The sequence below is a fragment of the Xylophilus sp. GW821-FHT01B05 genome (assembly GCA_038961845.1).
Taxonomy (GTDB): Bacteria; Pseudomonadota; Gammaproteobacteria; order Burkholderiales; family Burkholderiaceae_C; genus Xylophilus.
In genome coordinates, this window is sequence record CP152408.1 from 1,863,597 (window position 1) to 1,883,328 (window position 19,732).

The 19,732-nt window shown below is 64.7% G+C and carries 18 protein-coding genes; 11 read left to right on the forward strand and 7 right to left on the reverse strand.

All coding sequences use genetic code 11. The features are described 5' to 3' along the window. Window positions 1-171: 171 nt before the first annotated feature. The 3 genes from AAFF27_08755 to AAFF27_08765 form a co-directional block, all read right to left on the reverse strand. A complete protein-coding gene (locus tag AAFF27_08755; protein ID XAH25266.1) occupies window positions 172-1,380 on the reverse strand; it encodes an acyl-CoA dehydrogenase family protein in 1,209 nt (402 codons plus the stop codon). A gap of 139 nt (window positions 1,381-1,519) precedes the next feature. After that, entirely contained in the window at window positions 1,520-2,710 is a 1,191-nt protein-coding gene (locus AAFF27_08760) for an acetyl-CoA C-acyltransferase (GenBank protein ID XAH25267.1), read from the reverse strand. A gap of 19 nt (window positions 2,711-2,729) precedes the next feature. After that, window positions 2,730-4,871: a 3-hydroxyacyl-CoA dehydrogenase NAD-binding domain-containing protein gene (locus AAFF27_08765; GenBank protein XAH25268.1), complete on the reverse strand. Its 2,142-nt coding sequence runs from the start codon at window positions 4,869-4,871 to the stop codon at window positions 2,730-2,732. 250 nt (window positions 4,872-5,121) lie between these two features. Here AAFF27_08765 and AAFF27_08770 point away from each other — a divergent pair, with 250 nt between their 5' ends. Next, window positions 5,122-6,024: a LysR family transcriptional regulator gene (locus AAFF27_08770; protein XAH25269.1), complete on the forward strand. Its 903-nt coding sequence runs from the start codon at window positions 5,122-5,124 to the stop codon at window positions 6,022-6,024. Between the two features lie 73 nt (window positions 6,025-6,097). On the opposite strand, the gene AAFF27_08775 is transcribed toward AAFF27_08770, so the two are convergent. Continuing rightward, window positions 6,098-7,399: a UDP-N-acetylglucosamine 1-carboxyvinyltransferase gene (locus tag AAFF27_08775; GenBank protein XAH25270.1), complete on the reverse strand. Its 1,302-nt coding sequence runs from the start codon at window positions 7,397-7,399 to the stop codon at window positions 6,098-6,100. Window positions 7,400-7,481: 82 nt separating this feature from the next. On the opposite strand from AAFF27_08775, the gene AAFF27_08780 reads away from it, so the two are divergent. Beyond that, the gene (locus AAFF27_08780) at window positions 7,482-7,697 is read left to right on the forward strand and encodes a SlyX family protein (protein ID XAH25271.1); all 216 of its coding nucleotides are present in this window, start codon (window positions 7,482-7,484) and stop codon (window positions 7,695-7,697) included. A gap of 10 nt (window positions 7,698-7,707) precedes the next feature. On the opposite strand, the gene AAFF27_08785 is transcribed toward AAFF27_08780, so the two are convergent. Further along, complete coding sequence (locus AAFF27_08785; protein XAH25272.1) at window positions 7,708-8,664, reverse strand: LysR family transcriptional regulator; 957 nt, start codon at window positions 8,662-8,664, stop codon at window positions 7,708-7,710. Between the two features lie 89 nt (window positions 8,665-8,753). Between AAFF27_08785 and AAFF27_08790 the strand changes: the two genes are divergently transcribed. From AAFF27_08790 to AAFF27_08805, 4 genes are all read left to right on the forward strand, one after another. Beyond that, window positions 8,754-9,692: a dihydrodipicolinate synthase family protein gene (locus AAFF27_08790; protein ID XAH25273.1), complete on the forward strand. Its 939-nt coding sequence runs from the start codon at window positions 8,754-8,756 to the stop codon at window positions 9,690-9,692. Between the two features lie 130 nt (window positions 9,693-9,822). Next, a complete protein-coding gene (locus AAFF27_08795; protein ID XAH25274.1) occupies window positions 9,823-10,737 on the forward strand; it encodes a tripartite tricarboxylate transporter substrate binding protein in 915 nt (304 codons plus the stop codon). Window positions 10,738-10,863: 126 nt separating this feature from the next. Continuing rightward, a complete protein-coding gene (locus tag AAFF27_08800; GenBank protein ID XAH26190.1) occupies window positions 10,864-11,550 on the forward strand; it encodes an SDR family oxidoreductase in 687 nt (228 codons plus the stop codon). Window positions 11,551-11,581: 31 nt separating this feature from the next. After that, a complete protein-coding gene (locus tag AAFF27_08805; protein XAH25275.1) occupies window positions 11,582-12,748 on the forward strand; it encodes a mandelate racemase/muconate lactonizing enzyme family protein in 1,167 nt (388 codons plus the stop codon). 138 nt (window positions 12,749-12,886) lie between these two features. On the opposite strand, the gene AAFF27_08810 is transcribed toward AAFF27_08805, so the two are convergent. Continuing rightward, window positions 12,887-13,624: an SDR family oxidoreductase gene (locus tag AAFF27_08810; GenBank protein ID XAH25276.1), complete on the reverse strand. Its 738-nt coding sequence runs from the start codon at window positions 13,622-13,624 to the stop codon at window positions 12,887-12,889. Window positions 13,625-13,635: 11 nt separating this feature from the next. Further along, window positions 13,636-14,046, reverse strand: coding sequence for a DoxX family protein (locus tag AAFF27_08815; GenBank protein XAH25277.1), 411 nt, complete (start codon window positions 14,044-14,046; stop codon window positions 13,636-13,638). Between the two features lie 93 nt (window positions 14,047-14,139). Between AAFF27_08815 and AAFF27_08820 the strand changes: the two genes are divergently transcribed. The 5 genes from AAFF27_08820 (at window position 14,140) to AAFF27_08840 (ending at window position 19,731) form a co-directional block, all read left to right on the forward strand. After that, window positions 14,140-14,529, forward strand: a complete 390-nt coding sequence (locus AAFF27_08820; protein XAH25278.1) for a helix-turn-helix domain-containing protein — start codon at window positions 14,140-14,142, stop codon at window positions 14,527-14,529. Between the two features lie 274 nt (window positions 14,530-14,803). Beyond that, on the forward strand, window positions 14,804-16,087 hold the full coding sequence (locus AAFF27_08825) for a hypothetical protein (GenBank protein ID XAH25279.1): 1,284 nt from the start codon (window positions 14,804-14,806) through the stop codon (window positions 16,085-16,087). Further along, a complete protein-coding gene (locus tag AAFF27_08830; protein XAH25280.1) occupies window positions 16,078-17,250 on the forward strand; it encodes a hypothetical protein in 1,173 nt (390 codons plus the stop codon). The genes AAFF27_08825 and AAFF27_08830 overlap by 10 nt, the downstream gene beginning before the upstream one ends. An 89-nt stretch (window positions 17,251-17,339) precedes the next feature. Further along, window positions 17,340-17,975: a hypothetical protein gene (locus tag AAFF27_08835; GenBank protein XAH25281.1), complete on the forward strand. Its 636-nt coding sequence runs from the start codon at window positions 17,340-17,342 to the stop codon at window positions 17,973-17,975. 34 nt (window positions 17,976-18,009) lie between these two features. Then, entirely contained in the window at window positions 18,010-19,731 is a 1,722-nt protein-coding gene (locus AAFF27_08840) for a CsgG/HfaB family protein (GenBank protein ID XAH25282.1), read from the forward strand. Window position 19,732: the final 1 nt, after the last annotated feature.

Sequence of the window (19,732 nt, forward strand, 5' to 3'; positions counted from 1 at the left end):
TCAGTTCTCCACCGCGCTCTGCGCGACACATGCCGCGCGAACACGCGCGGCATAAAAAACGGGCCCAACCCAGGAACACCGCGGAACCGGCTTTGCCGGGCCGCTGGTGTTGCCCCCTGCAAGGGGGTTGGCGAAGCGACACGAAGTGCGCGCAGCCTGGGGGTGTGCCATTTACAGACCAAGAATCATCTTGGAGATGATGTTCTTCTGGATTTCGTTCGAGCCGCCAAAGATCGACAGCTTGCGGTTGTTGAAGTAGCGCGCCGCGGCGGCCTTGGCGTAGGCCGGGCCGAAGGTTTCGCCTTCATAGCCGTCATGCAGGGCCTCTTCGACGAAAGGCCGGCCGTAGACGCCCATTGCACGGCGCGTCAGCGACGAGATCTCTTGCCGGATCTCGGTGCCGCGAATCTTCAGCATCGAGCTTTCCGCGCCCGGCACGCCGCCACCAGCAACGGCAGCGATCACGCGCAGGTTGGTGGTCTTCATGTTCTCCAGGTCGATCTCGACACGCGCCAGGCGCGCGGCAAAGGCTGGGTCCTGGTTCAGCGGCTTGCCGTTCTTGGTCTGCTTGGCGGCAATGCCCTTGAGCTGCTCCAGCGCGGCCACCGAGAAGCCCACGCCCGCGATGTTGGTGCGCTCGTAGGTCAGCAGGTACTTGGCGCAGGTCCAGCCCTTGTTCTCTTCGCCCACCAGGTTTTCGGCCGGCACGCGCACGTCGGAGAAGAAGACTTCGTTCACCTCATGCTCGCCATCGAGCGTGATGATCGGGCGCACTTCCACGCCGGGCGAGTTCATGTCGATCAGCAAAAAGCTGATGCCCTCTTGCTTCTTTGCCTCGCGGTTGGTGCGCACCAGGCAGAAGATCATGTTGGCGTGCTGGCCCAGCGTGGTCCAGGTCTTCTGGCCGTTGACGATGTAGTGCTCGCCCTGCGCATCGGTGCCGCGCACGGCCGAGGTCTTTACCGCCGCCAGGTCAGAGCCCGCGCCGGGTTCCGAGTAGCCCTGGCACCACCAGTCGGCACCGCTCAGGATGCGCGGCAGCCAGTAGCTTTTCTGCGCCTCGTTGCCGTACTTGATCAGCACCGGGCCGAGCATGTTCACGCCAAAGGGCACGACGCGCGGCGCAAAGGCCAGCGCGCATTCGTTCTCGAAGATGAACTTCTCTACCGCCGTCCAGCCCGGGCCGCCGTACTGCTCGGGCCAGTGATTGGCCAGCCAGCCATGCGCGTTGAGGGTGGCGTGCCACTCTTCCATGTCGGCCTTGCCGAGGATCTGGCCACCGCTGACCTTGGCCGAGAGGCGTGCGGGCAGCTTGTCGGCGAGGAAGGCGCGCACTTGCGCGCGGAAGGCTTCTTCTTCTGGGGTGAAGTTCAGGTCCATGTCGTATCTCTTAGTTGCGTTTGGACGTATTCATGCGAAAACACCGCGGAACCGGCTTTGCCGGGCCGCTGGTGTTGCCCCCGGAAGGGGGTTGGCGTAAGCGACACGAAGTGCGCGAAGCCTGGGGGTGAGCCACAGTTCAATAGATTTCGAATAGGCCGGCGGCGCCCATGCCGCCGGCAATGCACATCGTGACCACGGCGTACTTGGCGCCACGGCGCTTGCCTTCGATCAGCACGTGGCCCGCCAGGCGTGCGCCGGTCATGCCAAAGGGGTGGCCGATGGAGATCGCGCCGCCATTCACGTTCAGGCGCTCCGACGGAATGCCCAGCAAGTCCCTGCAGTAGATCGACTGCGAGGCAAAGGCTTCGTTGAGTTCCCACAGGTCGATGTCGTCCACCTTCAGGCCGTGGCGCGCCAGCAGCTTGGGGATCGCAAAGACCGGGCCGATGCCCATCTCGTCAGGTTCGCAGCCGGCCACTGCCAGGCCCCGGAACACGCCCAGCGGCTTGAGGTTGGCGCGCTCGGCGTCCTTGGCTTCCATCAGCACGCAGGCCGATGCGCCGTCGGACAGTTGCGAGGCGTTGCCGGCGGTGATGAACTTGTCTTCGCCCATCACGGGTTTCAGCTTGGTCAGCGCCTCATAGGTGGTGCCGCGGCGGTTGCAGTTGTCTTCGGTGGCGGTGACTTCGCGGTAGGTAACTTCCTTCGTCTCCTTGTCGGTCACGGCCATCGTGGTGGTGCAGGCCACGATCTCGCCCTTGTAGCGGCCGGCGATCTGCGCCTCTTCGGTCTTGCGCTGGCTCTCGGCCGAGAAGCGGTCTTGTGCTTCGCGGCTGATGCCGTAGCGCTGGGCCACGATGTCGGCGGTTTCGATCATGGCCATGTAGAGCGCGGGCTTGTGCTCCACGATCCATGGGTCCATGCCGTTGTCGCCGGCATCGGTGGCGCTGCGGCTGCGGATCTGCGAGATGCTTTCGACGCCGCCCGCAATCATGGCCGGCGCGCCGTCCACCACGATGCGGCCGGCGGCCATGGCGATGGCCTGCAGGCCCGAGGCGCAGAAGCGGTTCACCGTGGTGCCGGCGATGCTGATCGGCAGGCCGGCGCGGACGATGCTCTGGCGCGCGATGTTGCGGCCGGTGGTGCCTTCGGGGTAGCCGCAGCCGAGGATCGCGTCCTCGATCAGCGCCGGGTCCAGGCCCGAGCGCTCGACGGCGGCCTTCACCGCGAAGGCGGCCAGCGTGGCGCCCGAGGTGATGTTGAACTCGCCGCGGTGCGCCTTGGTCAGCGGGGTGCGGGCGGTGGAAACGATGACGGCTTCACGCATGGCGGATGTCCTTGGCTTTTTATTCGGATTGATTGAGGCTGGCGAAGTCCGCACCGCGTTCGACCAACTCGACCAGCAGCGGCGAAGGCTTCCAGAAGACCGGGTCTTGCTTGGCGAACTCGCGGATGTCGGCCAGCACCTGGGACAGGCCCACGGTGTCGGCGTATTTCATGGGGCCGCCGCGATGGCGCGGGAAGCCGTAGCCGTAGAGGAAGGTCACGTCCACGTCGAGCGGGCGCAGCGCAATGCGCTGGTGCACGACGTTGGCGCCTTCGTTGACCATGGCGGCCATGTAGCGGCGCAAGATTTCTTCTTCGGTGAAGGCGCGCGGCGTGATGCCGGCGCGCTGGCGCTCGGCGTCGATGATGGCCAGCACTTCCGGGTCGGGCTGGCCGGCGCGGGCGCCTTCGGGGTACAGGTAGTAGCCGCGCTGGGTTTTCTGGCCGAACCAGCCGCGCTCGCAGATGCGGTCGGCAATCTGTACATAGCGTGCCTGCGGGTCGCGCGTGGCGGCCTTGCGCTTGCGCGTGGCCCAGCCAATGTCGCCGCCGGCCAGGTCGGCCACCTGGAACGGGCCCATCGGGTAGCCAAAGTTGCGCAGCGCCGCGTCGATCTCGTAGGGCGATGCGCCGTCTTCCATCATGTGGTCGGCGGCCTGGCGGTACACGGCCAGGATGCGGTTGCCGATAAAGCCGTCGCACACGCCGGCGCGCACCGGCACCTTCTTGAGCTTTTGCGCCAGCGCGAAACCGGTGGCGACCACGTCGGCGCTGACCTTGGCCGGCACCACGATCTCCAGCAGCTTCATGATGTTGGCGGGCGAGAAGAAGTGCAGGCCCAGCACGTCTTGCGGGCGCTGGATGCTGGCCGCTATCTCGTCGATGTCGAGGTAAGACGTGTTGGTGGCCAGCACGGCGCCGGGCTTGCACACGCGGTCAAGCTCGGCGAACACGGCCTTCTTCACGGCCATGTCCTCGAACACCGCTTCGACCACGATGTCGGCCTGCGCCAGCGCGTCGTAGCTGGTCGAGCCGCTGAAGCGCGCCATCACCGCAGCCTTGGCCTCGGGCGTCATGCGACCCTTCTTGATCAGGCCGTCATACACCTTCTCGACATGCTGGCGGCCGCGCGCCAGGCTGGGCTCGTCGCGCTCGACCATGGTCACGGGCAGGCCCGCGTCGAGCATGGCCACGGCAATGCCCGCGCCCATGGTGCCGCCGCCAATGATGCCGGCCGATTCCAATGCGCGCGGCTTGGCGGCCTTGGTTTCAGGGGCCTTCAGCACTTCGCGCTCGGCAAAGAAGGCGTGGATCAGGCCGGCGCGCTGCGGGCTGTCGATGCACTGCAGAAACAGCTTGCGCTCCAGCGCCATGCCTTCGTTAAAGGGCAGCGTGAGCGCGGCTTCGACGGCTTCGATGATCTTCATCGGCGAGAACAGGCCACGGCTTTTCTTGGCGGTGTCGGCGCGCGCGGCTTCCAGGGCGGCGCGGCTGGCTTCCACATCGGCCAGGCCGGTGGCTTCACGCGTGCGGCGCACGGGCGCGTTGGCGGCGACCAGTTCTTGCGCGTAGGCCAGGCCTTCGGCCAGCGCGTCGGCGTCGTTGCCCAGGCGGTCGATCAGGCCTAGCGGCAGGGCTTCCTTTGCGCCGGCGTGGCGGCCGCTCAACATCAATTCCAGCGCGGGCTTGGCGCCGATCAGGCGCGGCGCGCGCTGCGTGCCGCCCGAGCCGGGCAGCAGGCCCAGCGCCACTTCGGGCAGGCCCAGCTTGGCGGTGGGCGATGCCAGGCGGTAGTGCGCCGACAGCGCAATTTCCAGCCCGCCGCCGAGCGCGGCGCCGTGGACGGCGGCAACCACCGGCTTGCTGCAGTTCTCAATCGCCAGGCAGACCTCGGGCAGCGATGGCAGTTGCGGCGTTTTACCGAACTCGCGGATGTCGGCCCCCGCGATGAAGTTGCGGCCCGCGCCGACGATCAGCACCGCTTTGGCGGCGCTGTCGGCCTCGGCCGCTTCAATGGCAGCCACAAGGCCGCGGCGCACCTCCACGCCCAGGGCGTTGACGGGCGGGTTGTCGATAGTCACCACGAACACGTCGCCATGGCGCGCAAAGGTGACGGGACCGGAAGACGTGGTGGGGCTGCTGGAGCTGGGGGTGGTGGCCATGTGCTTGTTTGTCTCTTGCCTGGTGATTGGGGGCTTGGCCCCAATGCTGTTCAGTCACATCAATACCCCCGTTCGGGCTGAGCTTGTCGAAGCCTGGGCCCGCATCTACTAGCCCTTCGACAAGCTCAGGGCGAACGGAACCAACCGAACAGTATTGGGCTTAGCCCCTCATTCTTTGCCCGCATCGGCTCTTTGACAATTGCATAGCCAGTTGACAGACTGTCAAAGGATTTTTGACACAATCTGGTGCATGGACGTTCAATCGCTCACCCTGTTGGTGGAAATCCTCGACGCCGGCAACCTCAGCGCGGCGGCGCGCCGGCTCAAGATGAGCCGCGCCAATGTCAGCTACCACCTGAACCAGCTAGAGCGCTCGGTGGGTGCGCAACTGGTGCGCCGCACCACCCGCCGCGCCGAGCCGACCGAGATCGGCCTGCGCCTGTACCAGCACGGCGTGGCCATCCAGACCGAGCTGCTGGCCGCGCGCGAATCCGTCACCACGCTGGGCGAAGGCCTGCAGGGCCGCGTGCGGCTGAGCGTGCCCAGCGGCTACGGGCAACTGGTCATGGCTGACTGGCTGATCGACTTCAAGCGCCTGTACCCGGGCATCGTGCTGGACGTGGTGTTTGAGAACCGCATCGAAGACCTGCTGCGCGACGAGGTCGATATTGCGATCCGCGTGATCCCCGAGCCGCCGCAGAACCTGGTGGCGCGCGCGCTGGGGCCGGTGCGCTACGTGGCTTGTGCGTCACGCGACTACGCGGCCAAGCACCCGCTGCCCACGCAGCTGGACGAGCTGCAGGGCGCGCCGGTGGTCACCGCCGCCGTCATCGGCCGGCAACTGCGCGTATCTGCCTACCAGGGCGAGACAAGGCGCGAGGTGGTGCTGGAGCCCACGCTGATCTCCGAGAACTTCCTGTTCCTGCGCCAGGCCATTCTTGCCGGCCTGGGCATAGGCCTGGTGCCTGACTACGTGGTGAACGAAGACATGCGCCGCGGCGAGGTGCTGACCACGCTGGACGACTGGCGCCTCTCCATCTTCGGCACGCAGATGTTCATGCTCTACATGCCCAACCGCCAGCACACGCGCGCGATCCGGACCTTTATCGACTTCATCCTGGAGCGCGTGCCGGCGGTAGTGCGCACTTCTTAAGGAAATGTGGCTCTAGCCCAGGTGCAGCCTGGGCTTCTAGCTATCTATTTTGATGAAAGGCGTCTCGTGCGCCTTATTCCTCGTTGGTCCATTCCACCTGCGCGCCCAGGCTGCGCAGGTTCTCGGCAAAGCGCGGGTGGGCGCGGCGGATCGGGGTGGCGTTGCGGATCTCTGAGCGGCCCGGGATGCTGGCGGCGACCATGAACAGCGCAATCGCCACGCGGATGATGTAGGGGCTCTCCACCACCGCCGGCGTCAACGGGCTGCCGCCAAAAGTCACCAGCCGGTGCGGGTCGGACTGGAACACGTGGGCGCCAAACTTCGACAGCTCGCCGGTCCAGCCCATGGCGCCGTCGTAGACCTTGTTCCAGAACATGGCGTTGCCCTGCGCGCGCACGCCCAGCGCAATGAAGATCGGCAGCAGGTCCACCGGGAAGTAGGGCCAGGGCGCGGCCTCGACCTTGGTCAGCACGTTGCTGGTGAAGGGCGTCTGCACCTGCAGCGGGCCGGGGCAGTGGGCGCGCGACCAGCCGTCTTCGTGCGTGATCTGTACGCCAAACTTGGCAAAGGTGCGGTCAATCAGCGGAAAGTTCTCGGGCGCGCTGTTGCGCACCACGACGTCGCCGCCGGTGATCGCGCCCAGTGCCAGGAAGGTCGTGATCTCATGAAAATCCTCGTCGAACCGGAACTCGCCGCCCTGCAGCGCCTGGCCGCCATGCACCGTCAGGCGCGAAGTGCCCATGCCCTCGATGCGCACGCCGATCAGCGCCATGAAGCGGCAGAACTCCTGCACATGCGGCTCGGAGGCCGCATTGGTCAGGGTCGAGGTGCCGCCTGCAGCCGCCGCGCACAGCACGAAGTTCTCGGTGGTGGTGACCGATGCGTAGTCCAGCCAGTGGTCGGTCGGCGTCAGCGGCCCGGCGCAGCGCACCAGCAAAGAGCCCTCCGCGCGCTCGACCTGGCCGCCAAAGCGGCGAAACACGTCCACATGCGGATCGATCTCGCGCACGCCCAGCGTGCAGCCCTTGATGTTGTCCTCCAGCCGGGCGATGCCAAAGCGCGCCAGCAGCGGCGGTATCAGCATGATGGAAGAGCGCATTTCCTCCGGCAGCCGGTGGCGCGCCGCGTCAAAGTGGGTGCTGCGGTGGTGCAGCTCCAGCGTGCCGCTGACGTGGTCCATGCGCACCTCGCTGCCCAGGGTGCGGAAGATCTCCAGGATCTTGCGCACATCGGTGATGTCGGGCACGCCGTGCAGGCGCAGCGGCTCGCGGGTGAGCAGCGTGGCGCAGAGTATCGGCAGCACCGCGTTCTTGTTGGCAGAGGGCGTGATGCGACCGCGCAAAGGCGTGCCACCGTGGACGACGAGATTGGACATGGAGGGGAGCAGGGGCGACGTAGTCAGGATTTGTGCCCGCACTCTAACTGCTGGCGGCGGGATTTCCGGTCCAATACGCTCCATGGACCCTTCCCACACCACCGACCAGCGCCTGACCGACCTCGAAATCAAGGCCAGCTTCACCGAAGACCTGCTGGACCAGCTCAACCTCACCATCTACCGGCAACAGCAGCAGATCGACAGTCTGGTGCTGCAGGTCACCCAGTTGCGGCAGCAAATGCCGGAGGGTGGCGGCGCCACGCGAAACTTGCGCGACGAACTACCTCCGCACTATTGAGGTAGCGCCTTCAGCCTGCGATTCCCTGGCCCGCCAGCGCCCACAGCGCCTCTGCCGCCGCCGCCATCTCGGCACGCTGGCGGTACAGGCGGATCTCCACCGGCACCTGCCATGGCTCGCCGCCGGCTTCCACCAACTGTCCGCGCTGCAGCTCTTCTGCGATCAGGCTGCGCGGCAGCCAGGCCACGCCACGGCCTTCCAGGGCCATGGTCTTGAGCAGTACGGCGTGGTGGGCGGTAAAGACCACGTTCACGTTGGGCAGGGCCGGGGAGGGCGCCTCGCCAAAGGCGCCGCGCATGCGGGCGCGCATGATGCGGCCCAGGCCGCTGGCCTCGCTGTAGGCCAGCACCGGCAGCGGCGTGTTGGCGTTGTTTACGGCGTTGGCTATGGCGTGGCGCGGCTGGCCGTGCGCGTCGGCGGCGGTGACGGGCATCAGCACGTCATCGCTCAGGCGCAGCACCGGGTACTGCGCTTCGTCCAGCCGGCCCGGCACATCGGGGTGGCCGTGGCACAGCAAAAACTGCACGCGGCGCTGAAGGATCAGGTCTTCGCAGGCCTGCGAGCTGTCGGACACCATCTGGATCGGGCCCACCTGGAGCCGTGATTCCACACCGCTGAGCCAGCGCGGGAAGAAGGTCAGCGACAACACATGCGTGGCGGCAAAGCGCAGGCTGGCGGCGGCTTGCTCGTGCGCGGCGCGGGCCTTGATGCGGGCGGCCTCCAGGCTGGCCAGCACGTCTTCCAGCAGCGGCAGAAAGCGCTTGCCCGCGGCGGTGAGTGCGGCCGGGTGGGCGCTGCGGTCAAACAGCTCTACGCCGACCCAATCCTCCAGCCCGCGGATGTGGCGGCTGAAGGCGGGCTGGGCGATGGCGCGGGCCTCTGCCGCGCGCGAGAAGCTGCCGCTGTCGGCCAGCGCCAGGAAGTCTTCAAGCCATTCGAGGTCTAGCGGTCGGTTGCCGGGGCCCATGCGATAGATGTATGCGATTCGAGTATTGGACCGGCTGTCTCCACCGGGGAATCATGCGGCCTGCGTATCACCTGACACCCGGAGACAGCATGCCTGCCATCGCGAATTATCGCGGGATCATCCCCGCCATTTCCTGCCCCTTCACGCCTGACCACCGCATTGACGAGCCCGCGCTGCGCAAGCTCGCCTCCTGGCTTGCCGGCCACGAGGGCGTGGTGGCGGTCATGACCAATGGCCACACCGGCGAAGTGTTTTCGCTCACGCCCACCGAGCGCGCCGAGGTCACCCGCATCGTGGCGGATGAGCTGAAGGGCCGCATGCCGGTGATCTCGTCCATCGTCTGCGAGGGCCTGGCCGAGGCCGCCGAACACGCACGCATGGCAAAGGCCGCCGGCGCCGCCGCGCTGGACGTGATGCCGCCGCACCACTGGCTGCGTTTTGGCTTCACGCCCGGCCATGCGCTGCAGTATTTCGAGGCCATCCACCAAGCCGCGCCCGAGCTGGACCTGGTCTGCCACGTCTACCCCGCATGGACGCGCGCCTCTTACTCGTCGCAACTGCTGGCCGAACTGGCGCGCCTGCCTTACCTGCAGGCCTTCAAGGTCGGCCAGCGCGACATGAACAAATACGCCCGCGACATCCAGGCGATCCGCGAGGCCGACGCCAGCAAAGCCATCCTCACCTGCCACGACGAATACCTGCTGGCCTCGATGGTGCAGGGCGTGGACGGCGCGCTGGTGGGCTTTGCCACCTTCATCCCGCAACTCATCATCGATTTGTGGAACGCGGTGAAGGCCGGTGACCTGAAGAAGGCGATCGAGGTGCAAGCCCTGATCACGCCGCTGAAAGATGCCGTCTACGGCGGCGGCGAGCCCACCGGCGAAGCGCATGCGCGCATGAAGGGCGGCATGTACCTGGCCCGTGTGCTGGACGACGCCACCGTGCGCCCACCGACCGAGGCGCCCACCGCCAAAGAGATGGATGCCCTGCGCGCCGCGCTGCGCCACGCTGGCTTGCCGCAGCGCTGAGCACGCATCCAAAAAAATAACAGGAGACACGGCCATGCAAGCGATCCACCGGTGCAGCAGGTTTTTTAAGAGAAAAGTGGCTCTGGCCCAGGTGCTGCCTGGGCTTATAGCTCTACTTTTGGTAGCGTTCATGCCTTTGGCGGCGCGGGCCCAGGCCTACCCGCATCGGCCGGTGCGGGTCATCATCCCGTTCCCGCCGGGCGGCACGCTGGACACCGTGGGGCGCCTGCTGGCGCAGAAGCTGGGCGAGCAGACCGGCCAGAGCTTCATCATCGAAAACCGCCCGGGCGGCAACGGCATCATCGGCGCCGACGTGGTGTCCAAGGCGCCGGCCGATGGCTACACGCTGCTGTTCAACGCATCGACCTTTGTCACCGCGCCCATGACCATGAAGTCGGTGCCCTACGGCGTGGTGAAAGACTTCACGCCGGTGGCGCTGGTGGCCAAGGCGCCGCTGTCGGTGTCCATCAACAAGAACCTGCCGGTGACCGACATCAAGTCGCTCATCAGCTACGCGCAGGCCAACCCGGGCAAGATGACTTTTGCGGTTGGCTCGATCGGCTCAGCCGGGCATTTGTCTACCGAGCTGCTCAAGCGCGCCGGCAAGCTGGACTACCTGATCGTGCCCTACAAGGGCACGGCGCCGGCCTTTCAGGATTTGATCGGCGGGCAGATCGACGGCTTTATCGACCCCATCCTGGGATCGCTGCAGTACCACAAGAGCGGCCTGCTGCGCGTGGTGGCCGTCACCTCGGCCACGCGTGCGCCCAACCTGCCGGATGTGCCCACCGTGGGCGAGACCATTCCCGGCTACGAGTTCTACAGCTGGTACGGCCTGTGGGGCCCGGCCAAGCTGCCGGCCGATGTCACGGCCAGGCTCAACACCGAAGTCAACAAGGCCCTGGCCACCGACATGAAGGACAAGCTGCAGGAGCAAGGCTTGCTGCTCACGCCGGGCAGCGTGCAGGACTTCGTGAAGTTCCAGGCCAGTGATATGGAACGCGCGCAAAAAATCATCACCGAAGGAAAAATCCATGTCGAGTAGGCGGGTACACCCCCAGTCTTCGCGCACTTCGTGTCGCTTCGCCAACCCCCTTGCAGGGGGCAACACCAGCGGCCCGGCAAAGCCGGTTCCGCGGTGTTCCGCGAAGGGGGAAGCGTGAGTACTGGCATGCGGCATGCTGTGGTCACCGGCAGCAGCTCCGGCATAGGCCGCGCCATTGCCGAAGCGCTGCTGGCCGATGGCTGGCGCGTGAGTGGGCTGGATGTGTCCGCGCCTGCCATCACACAGGCGGCCTTCCAGCATGTGCAGGTGGACCTCAGCCAGGGCGCCGACATTGCCCGCGCCGCCGCGCAACTGGCCGACGTGGATGCGCTGGTGCATGCCGCCGGCGTGCTGCGCGTGGGCCCGCTCGGCAGTCTGGACCACGCCGGTGGCGAGCTGATGTGGCGCCTGCATGTGGACGCCGCCACGCGCCTGGCCGATGCCATCGTGCCGGCCATGGCCGCGCGCGGCACGGGGCGCGTAGTGTTTATCGGCAGCCGCGTGGCCCAGGGCATGCCCGGGCGCGGCCAGTACGCGGCCACCAAGGCGGCGCTGATCGCGCTGGCGCGCAGTTGGGCGGCCGAGGTGGCGGGGCAGGGCGTCACCGTCAACGTCGTCTCGCCCGCGGCCACGGCCACCGGCATGCTGCAAGACCCGGCCCGCGCCGGCAGCGCGCCGCGCCTGCCACCCATCGGCCGTCTGATCCAGCCCGCAGAAATCGCGGCGCTGGTCGGCTACCTGCTGTCGCCACCAGCGGCAGCCATCACCGGGCAGGACATCGCCATCTGCGGCGGATCGTCGCTGCCTCACTAATTCCTCACTGCCATCCTGCAAAGCCAAGACCATGAAGATCGTCGACATCCGCGAATCCACCCGCCCGATCAAGTCGGACATCCGCAACGCCTACATTGATTTCTCGAAGATGACGCTGAGCCTGGTGGCCGTCGTCACCGACGTGATCCGCGACGGCAAGCCGGTGGTGGGCTACGGCTTCAACTCCAACGGCCGTTATGGCCAAGGCGGCCTGATCCGCGAGCGCTTTCTGCCGCGCCTGCTGGAGGCCGAGCCGGCCAGCCTGCTGGACGACAGCGGCGACAACCTCGATCCGCACAAGATCTGGGCCCGCATGATGATCAACGAAAAGCCCGGCGGCCACGGCGAGCGTTCGGTGGCGGTCGGCACCATCGACATGGCCGTGTGGGACGCCACCGCCAAGATCGCCGGCAAGCCGCTGTACCAACTGCTGGCCGAGCGCTATGGCAACGGCACGGCCAACCCGCGCGTCTTTGTCTACGCCGCTGGCGGCTACTACTACCCGGGCAAGGGCCTGGATGGGCTGAAGAAAGAGATGGAGAGCTACCTCGCGCGTGGCTACTCGGTGGTCAAGATGAAGATCGGCGGCGCCACGCTGGCCGAAGATTGCGAGCGCATCGAGTCCGTGCTGAAGATCCTCGGCCCCGGCCAGCAACTGGCGGTGGATGCCAATGGCCGTTTCGACCTGCAGACCGCCATCGATTACGGCAAGGCGCTGTCGCAGTACCCGCTGTTCTGGTACGAGGAAGCCGGCGACCCGCTCGACTACGAGCTGCAGGCCAAGCTGGGCGAGGTCTACAAGGGCCCCATGGCCACGGGAGAAAACCTGTTCTCCATGCAGGACGCCCGCAACCTGATCCGCCACGGCGGCATGCACAAGGACCGCGACTGGCTGCAGTTCGACTGCGCCTTGAGCTACGGCCTGGTCGAGTACCTGCGCACGCTGGACATGCTCAAGGAATACGGCTGGTCCCCCAGCCGCTGCATCCCGCACGGCGGCCACCAGATGTCATTGGCCATCGCCGCTGGCCTGGGCCTGGGCGGCAATGAAAGCTACCCCGATCTGTTCCAGCCCTACGGCGGTTTCCCCGATGGGGTGAAGGTGCAAGACGGCTACGTCACCCTGCCGCCGCTGCCGGGCATTGGCTTTGAGGGCAAGGCGGATCTCATCGCGGAGATGCGCGCGCTGGCCGCGTGAGATAGACCCCCCCAGTTTTTGCGCGGCCTAGCCGCGCAAACTTTGGCGACGTCGTACAGGCGATTGGCCAAGAGATAGCCAGGCTCAGCCCGTATGAGCAGCTTTGGAACATCGCTTTGCCCAAGCCAGCGCGCGAGTTCAGCGCGCGGCGTCAATGACCATCCCGCCATCGGGCGTGAGGCTGTAGCCGGTGATGAACTGCGCATCCTTGGTGGCGAGGAACAGAATCACCGGCGCAATGTCCTCTTCGGGCGATCCATTGCGATCGAACACGTTGGGCAAGGGTGGCCTGTCGCTGCCAAAGGTGTCGGCAATCGGCATGACGTTGTTGACGGTGATCTTGTCGGCGCCCCATTCACGCGCGGCGACGCGTGTCAGGGCGCGGACTGCCTCCTTTGCCATGCCATAGGGCGCATACCCCACCATGCCGAGCAGGCCGCCTGCCGAGCCCAGATTGATGACACGGCCTTCGCCGCTGGCTTTCAGGTGCGGGTAGCAGGCCTGCATGGTCCGCAGGTAGGCGACTGGCCCGATGTCGAAGTTGCGCTGGAGCTGTTCGGCCGAAAGCTCGATCACAGGGGAAAACACCGCAGACGGATCGAACGCGTTGTTCACCAGGATGTCGATGCCACCCCAGGTAGCGGCCACCTTGTCCACGGCGGCCTTGATCTGATCCGCGTCGCGGACGTCGCAGCGAACGCCGATGGCCGTGCCGCCTGCGGCTTCGATGTCGGCCACGACAGCATCGATATTCGCCTGTGTCAGCGAGAGAACCGCCACCTTCGCGCATTCGGCTGCAAACAGCCTGGCGGTGGCGCGGCCGATACCTCGGCCGCCGCCCATGACGATGGCTACTTTTCCATTGAGTCGGGTCATATGCATGTCCGTTAGTTGAGGGGCGCCTGGATCGCTGCGGCTGCAGGCGCGTAAGGCGATTGAAGTTCGCGGGCCGCGTTTTGGGTCGCGAAGGAGGCGACCAGGAAGATGAGCCCCAGCGCCGCTGGAGTGGCGCCTTTGGGCTTGCGAACACCCAGGTGCGCCAGGCCGGACAAGATCAGGTGATAGAAGATGCCGGCGTAGGCGAGATCGCTGAGCGCCACGTTGAAGTGCCACAGGATTGCAATGGGCCCGAGCAGCTTGATGACGATCATGAACGGCACCAGCAGTGGGGCTGAATAGCCCAAATCCGCCTGCGCTTTGCGCACAAAGTCACCCTTGGCGATGTACATGGAGGCAGAAGCGAAATACAGCAGCGACAGCAGCGCGGTGCTGATCCAGTAGATGTAGGTAGTAGCCATGGCGTTTTGCTAATCAGCATTGAAGTTCGATATGCAGCAAGGATGTCGCCTAAGATAATTACTGACAAGTAGGATGAAAAATTGGTGCTTAGTATGAAAAACCAGACTAATGAAAACGCCGGGATCAACATGCACGAGGAAATGCGCCGCGCATTTGCCCTGCTGTCAGGCAAATGGAAGCTGGAAATCATGTGGTTGCTCAACCAGCGGATCTACCGCTTCGGGGAACTGCGCAAGGCCATTCCTGGCATCACTCAGCACATGCTGACGGCGCAGTTACGTGAGCTAGAGACAGACGGCCTGGTGTCGCGCACCGTGTTCGCGGAAGTGCCGCCGCGCGTCGAGTACGAAATGACGCAAAAGGCCCGTGGGCTGGGCCCGACGATGGAGGCGCTCATGGCTTGGTGGGCCGAGCACGGAGGAAGCGTGCCGGCCAAGCCGGCCTCACGCGGACGCAAGGCCGGCGCTGTGAAGTCGAAGTAGGGGCGGCGATGATCGAGTGGGTGACGATGGCCGACTGATCGGCCGCTGATCAAAGCGGAAAAGGAGCGACTGCCAGTAGTGGCGGTCGCTTTTTTTTTGTGTGTGCAAAACACATCTCCGCGGTACCTCTTCCATGGCGAAGACCACTGCCATCGGCGCGCATTTCCGCAAAGCGATAGAGCGCGGAAGCGGTCTTTGATTTGATATGTGTTTAATTGTCACTTGTCTGTCTAATTGTTATGATGGACTAGACATAAAAAAGGGGAGATGGGTCGTGGACATAGGTTTTGCTGCGGGTTTTTCGGCAGCAGGTGAGCAAGTGGATATATCGACGGCCTCCACTCCGGGCACACGTCTGGGCCGTACGGTCAAATGTCATGGGCCGGCCAGATGGGGCGCCTTACTCATCCTTCTGGTGCTATTTCTGGCGCCTTGGCGAACGGTACTGGCGCAGCAGGTAGAAGTTGCGTTTGCCGGCTTTGCATACTCTGGTGCGCAGAGCACGATCGCATCGCGCTTTCCCTACTCGCGGCGCTATGAGCAGGCGCAAATGTCTGACGGCGTGCCCATCCGGCAACTGATCGCTCAACAACTTCAGGCCAATGCCCCGCAGCATCTGCAGATCGTCGATCGCATCGATGAACTAAAGGGCCGCGACCAAGCATTGGCCGTCGCGCTGGTGATCGGAAACGAAACCGTCTCCGTCGAGCCGTTCGGGAGCGTGTACAAGCTGATGGTGCTCGTCCGGGGGCAGTCCATGTTCTTCGACTTCAAGTCGATGAATGTGGTGCGTGCATACCCGCTGAGCTTCGCCTACATCGACGTTTTCGACCATTCGCCAACCCAGAGTGAGATCCAGGACCGTGTGCGGCTGGTCTACGTGGGTGCGAGCGGCAAGCCCGGAATACTCGCGCGTTTCTCCGACCGGGTGGCGCATGCCGAATTGCCTGCCCAGGTCTCGCGCTATCTCCAGGTGACCAACGTGCAGCTCAAGCCCGAAGCGCTAGAGGTGCTGCCCGCCTATCTCAAGTCCGAGCCCGGGACCGCAGAAACCTGGGCCGCCGATCTGATCAGTGAGGCCTTGTCCGCACGCGCCGGTGTTCCCATCGTTCCCTATGCCAAAGGCTATGCGATCGGCAACACCATGTCGATGAGCATCTCTGACGGCTCGGTATTCGACCTGACCTTGCCCAAGCCTGACTACGAGATCAGCGCCGAGATTTCCGGCTTCAAGAAGATCAAGTTCAGCGAGGTGGAGAACGGCGCAACCAGCTTTGTCTATGGCGCTTATTCGACGATGCGGATCGTGGAGCCCCTGAGCAACAAGCTTTATTTGGATACGGGGCTCAAGAACGGCGAAACCCGGGTCATTCCCGCCAGCCAGAGGTACGTGGACGACTTCCCGCACTTCTACGACGCGTTGAACCTGACGTTCAACAAGTTGGCTGCGGTAATTGATGGAAAGGGCGATGAGAAGTGGCTCAAGAGCGCTGCTTCCGCCAAGGGAATTGACCAGCAGATTTCACAAACCAGGGAGTTGTTCAGGCTATGCAAGTAATTCGGTACCTCATTGCCCTCATGGTGGCGACGTTTGCTTTGCACGCAGGCGCGCAGATCCAGCAGGCGAAAGGTCAGTTCTCTATCAACTACAAGGAATCCATCGGCACCTTCGACCGCAAGGAAGTGCCGGCGGCTGTCAAGCAGAAGGCCAAGCAGGAAGCGATGCTCAAGGCGGTGGAGGCTTACTACGCCGAGGCCGGGCAGTCGGAGTCCGCCAACTTCGACGGTATTCGTACGAAGCTGCTGGAGGACCAGGGTCGCTACATCCTGGACAGCACGGTGATTGCAGAAACCGACGATCCGCGGGATTTCCAGTACACCGTCGTGGTTCGTGTGTCGCTCAACGTGGCCAATCTGCGTAACGCCGTCCAGGCTGGGTCTTCCATCGGCAAGGCAGCCGAGGGCGACAAGTCGGCCATGAGCTTCGTGTTCGTGTCGCGCCAGGTTGATTCGGTCAAGTCCTTCGACGATCGTGTCTACAAGCGGCAGGACAACAGCGCCCAGTTCTCTGGCTCCGCCACGCAGCAGGCGGGTCTCAAGAATAAGACCACGGAAGGCGAGTCCATCGGCAGGTCGCAGATCAGCACCAGTGACTCTTCCGTGCGCGAAGTCAGCCTCAACGTGAACGCATCCGAGAAGTCGAGCGTGACGTCGGAGACCGGCGGCAGCACGACGCGGCGCGCGAGCGAATCCACCTGGCGTTTGCTGCCCAGTGCCAACCTGAACCAGGTCTTTGTCTCCAAGTTCTCGCAAGCGGGCTATGACGTGATCGAAGCTGCCATGGTCGAGTCCTCTGCGTTCAAGGTCGCAGATGTCGAGAACGACTACAAGTCCGGCAACGACCTGCAGCCCAAGACGCTCAAGGCCATCGCCGCAGGGATGAAGGAGAACCAGGTGCCCTACATCGCGCTGGGTACGCTGGACGTGGGCCTTGCCGACAAGGACCCGCAGACGGGCTTGCTGCGCGTCTCGGTCACGGTTAACGCGAAGGTCCTGGACGTCACCAAGCCCATTCCACGTACGCGCGTGGCCGTGGGCCCTGTCGCCTACGCAGGTGTTGGCCCGACCGAAGACGAAGCGCGCGGCAATGCACTGAAGCTGGCGGCCAACAGTGCTGCGCAGGAGCTCTCCAGCCGCATGGCCACCATGGGTCTGCGCTGACCACCCCATCACCTCCTCCATCTGTGGTGGGTGCGCGCACCTGCCACGCTTGACCGCGTCCTCCTTTTCCAATCTCTAGAGAATTCGACATGAAAAAGTCCGTCATCGCTGCATTGATCTCCGTCGCCATGCTTGTTCCCACCGCCGGTTTTGCTCAGTTCGGCAACGTCCTCGGTTCCGTCAAATCCCTCGCAGGTTCTTCCAGCGGCGGCGCCAGCACCGACCTTACGGGGCAACAGGACCAACTGGTGCGCAACTACGTGGCGGCGGGCAAGGACGTGTTGAGCGCCAATACCTACATGGCCGAAGCCCTGGGCATCAAGAACCTGTCGGTGAACGCTGCGGCCACGTCCGATTCGATGTCCGCGAGCGATATCGAAGGCCAGGACAAAGCCATCAGCGCGAACGCACAAGCGATCGCTGAAGCCACCAAGGCCGGTGCCACACTCAAGGACAGCGAGGCCAAGGCCAAGTACGCCCAAGGCCTGGCGGCGCTGGTTCTGGGTGCGAAGAAGTACGTGGGCATGCGGGGCGACGTCCAGAACTTCTCCTCCGGCCTGTCGAGCGCCTCGCTCCTGCAACTGCCCAAGCTCCAGTCGGGGGTCTACGTTGTCAAAAGCTTGCCCACCAGCGCTGCCAACCTCACGGACTCGCTCAAGAGCGCGATCGACTTCGCCCGGCACAACGGTGTAGAGGTCCCCAGCGACGCGACCAGCCTTCTCTGATTCTTTCAAACCCGGAGTGATGGCGGAGCCAGATATGCAAAGACGTGTAGGTGTTGGTGTCGTGACCTTGGCGATGGCTCTGCTGTCTGCCTGCGGCGAGAAGGAGTCCGAGAAGGCGGCGGTCGAGGTGCCGGCCTCTGCGCCATCTGTGGCGGCGGCACCTGCGCCGGAACCCCCAAAGCGCGCCGCGCCGGATTTTGGTGGTGTTGCCAAGGTCAGTCGCGAGGTAGAGGCGGTCGGCAGTACCCCGGAACTCGCCACGGTGTCTGCGCTGCAATCGGCAGTGGCACAGGTCAATGGCGTGAAGGTGGCCAGCCAGTTGCAGAGTCTGCGTGGCGGTCTGGACGTGACAGTGGACGGCCGCAATGCGGCTTCCGTTCGCACCGAGGCCTTTATGCAGCAGGTGGTCGCAGGGTCTCAAGGCCTCATCCTGGGTTATGAGGTGCTCTCGCAAGAGGAGATCGACAAGGTTGATGAGGAACTCATCTCCAAGGTGCGCGCGAGCGATGGCGGCTTCAGCTATTCCTCTTCGGCATCCTCCGACGGCTCCACAAACGCCAAGGCCAGTGCAGACGAGCGCGCGCGCGTCGGCGACGCCAGTGTCAGCGCTTCGGGTTCGTACTCCGGCTCGGCCGTCTACAGCGAGAGCGCCAAACTCGATGTCCGCCAAGGTCCGAGCTCCTACTCGTCCGACGTGACCTCCCGCAAGATGCGGAGCTACTGGAAGGTGCGCATACGCGCCGACATCGCCCAGTACCGCGCGCCTGAGGAGCAAGGGCGGCCCAAGATCGTGGTTGTCCTTCCCAAGACGCTGGCCAAGGGCTACCCGGTGGGTGACAACGCAGTGCCGGCCGACGAGGTTGCGCGTGCAGTGCGTGCCCGTCTCTCCGACATCCTGACCCAGACCAAGCGCTTCATCGTGCTGGACCGTGAGTTCGGAAGCGATATCCAGGCGGAGATCGATCACATCAATAGTGGCAACGTCCGCGTGCAAGATACGGCGCGCATCGGCCAGCAATTGGCTACGGATCTGCTGCTGATCCCGACGATCGAGCGCTTTGAGTACCCGAAGTCGGTCCGCAAGCTGCGCATGTCCGACCGTGAGCTGGTCTCATACTCCGGCGGTGGGCGCATCACGTTGCGGCTGCTGAATGCAACGACGGGTGAGGTCGTCATGTCCGACAGCTTCGAGCACAAGCTCGCGTCTGCTGATCCCAGCACCATGCCGCGCGTGATCGATGGCAAGAACATGGCTGCGGAGATGATGGATTCGCTCTCCGGCCGGATCGGCAGCGCCATCGTCACAGAGATATTCCCGGTATCCGTGGTCGCGCTGAATGGCGACCAGGTGGTCCTGAGCCAGGGGGGCGAGTCCCTGCAGGTGGGACAACGCTGGAAGGCGGTGTTCCTTGGGGAGGAGTTGAAGGATCCCCAGACGGGACGCTCGTTGGGTCGCAACGAAGTGCCTGCAGGCACCATCCGCGTGGACCGGGTGTCTTCGCAGACCTCGTACGGGACGCTGGAGGAGGGCGGAGCCGCCCTTGCAGGCAAGACCTTCACGCCAGGCGCTATCGAACTGCGCGCGCAACTTGCCCAGGTGGCGCCCGCAGCGCAGGTGGCGCAAAGCGAGCTAGCGCCGCCACGGCAACCCACGGCCAAGTCCAATGCGCCGGCACCGCGGGCAGAACGCAAGGCGCAGAAGGAAGTCGCTGCTGACGCTCCGAAAGCGGCAGAGCCAAAGGACAACAACTGGTAGG